Here is a 1,836-nt window from a genome sequence, read left to right as displayed (position 1 = left end):
GAGCGTATTTCGCGCATTGCCAAACGTTTGCCACGAGGGCCGGAGTGGTCAGCGACTACGGCGAACACTGGCGACGCCTGGTGTGATCAGACTTCCAGCCAGTTCAACCAGAAGATGCTGTGTGAGGGCACCCGCGTCGCCTCTGGCGATGCCGGGCAACTCGATAAGGGCTTTCGCGATCGCGCTCATGCTTGCCTCCGTCTGGCAGCGGTGGGCCACTGAAAACCGGTTGAGGCCACATGTAGCGCTGTCGTGACGGAAGTATTGCCCGGATCGGTAACGATTCAAGTCAGCGACCGCGGAACTTTGCGTAGGCGCAGGCGCCGCTCTGTCAGCGATTTCCTACGTGACCTGGTCCTCGGGTAGTGAAAGCAGCACGGATCCCTTCGACTGGACGTTCGGTTGGTGTGCTTTCTCATAAGGGCTGCAGGCACCCTGCCGGGCCTCTGGTACTGCGTCATGGACAAGATCGTAACCGGTCAGCATGATCGGGTAACAGAGATCCTGAGCCAAGGCGCCGGCGCGCATCAACGAATTTGGTGTATGACACGTGTCCATCCGGGGAACGACGACCTGCCGTCAGTACGCCATCCCTTTCGGGCACTGACCATGACGTATGCCGGCCAGGGATACTGGGCCGCCTGGCTGCGAAGTGGCTACGTACAGTTCGCGCAGTTTGCTGGCCGTCCACCAGACGATTTCAATCGTTGTGCCGCTAGCGGGGTAGGGTTTCCGCGGATGAAGACCTGTCGCGTCCCGCATGAATAGCCGGTGCGGCGCGAGATGGTTCAAATGGGGTCAATATTGCATGAACGGCCTGTCTTGTCAGATGAAATGTGGCGCCTATACTTTCCCAATCACCTGAGGATTATCCGGTAGCTGGATTACCCCCTGATTCGGTGGGGCCGTGCGCCACGGGCGGCTCGGCCGGACTGATCGCTTGCGAGCGGGCCGGTACGCCGGAGCCATCGGCGAAATGGCAGTGAACCCCAACGGGAGACCGCGCATGAATGCCACGATTGCTGCGCGCGAGCAGCAGGCGATGATCCGGTGCGTTACGAAGGTTTATGCCCGTTTTCTGCTGGTCGGCTTTGCGCTAATGCCCGCCTATCTGATTGCCTATCTGTTTTTCTTCCAGGATCCTGGGATCAAATTCGAAGATCATCTGTTCCACGAGATCGCGATCGCGGCCGCAACGCTCGAAGGGCTGTTTGTCGCCTACGTGACATGGCAGTGCTACCGGTCATCCGGCGAGCCGTTATTGCGCTGGCTGACGCTGGGCTTTCTCGGCTTCGTGCTTGTCTATGCCCTGCATGGTGCTTTCACCGGCATGGCACATCACGATCTCTGGCTGTTCCTGCTCTATGGTCCGGCGTCGCGTCTCGTAATGTCGGCTCTGCTGCTGGTCGGGCTTCTGTCGTACAGCCGACCGCCCGATCCCGTTGCGAAGCGATGTGAAAGGCGCGGCTGGCTGGTGTGGATCGTGGCGTTCGTTATTGCCGACCTGGCGGTTGCGTGGCTGGCGCACACCAGGAGCGCAGGTAGCCTGGCAGTGCGCCTGTCGATGGAAGGGGGCGCCCTGGTGCTCTCCACGCTGAACGTCGCGGTGCTGATGCTGCGGCGGATCCGCACGCCACTGATGGTCATCTACGGTATTTCGGTCACGTCGTTTGCGCTGGCGTCGCTCGCCTTCATCCTTGGACGACCATGGAACCACATGTGGTGGCTCGCTCATGCGATTTTCGCCGGGGGCTTCTTTCTGCTTAGCTATGGCGTGGTACAGGCGTACCGTACGACGCGCTCGTTTGCCACGATCTATAGCCAGGAAGAACTGAT

General features: G+C 60.2%; 1 protein-coding gene and 1 pseudogene. Both read left to right on the top strand.

Translation table 11 applies throughout. The annotated features are described in order from the left end of the window. Positions 1–222, top strand: a 222-nt coding sequence (locus U5A52_RS42815) for a hypothetical protein (RefSeq protein WP_321940443.1), incomplete at its 5' end; no start/stop codon positions are given. 784 nt (positions 223–1,006) lie between these two features. Beyond that, positions 1,007–1,836: pseudogene (locus tag U5A52_RS42810) on the top strand (GGDEF domain-containing protein); the annotation flags it as partial.

It is taken from the genome of Paraburkholderia sp. J8-2, from assembly GCF_905220195.1.
Taxonomy (GTDB): Bacteria; Pseudomonadota; Gammaproteobacteria; order Burkholderiales; family Burkholderiaceae; genus Paraburkholderia.
Note: the sequence above shows the minus strand (reverse complement) of the source record. Positions and strands in the feature narration are given on the sequence as shown.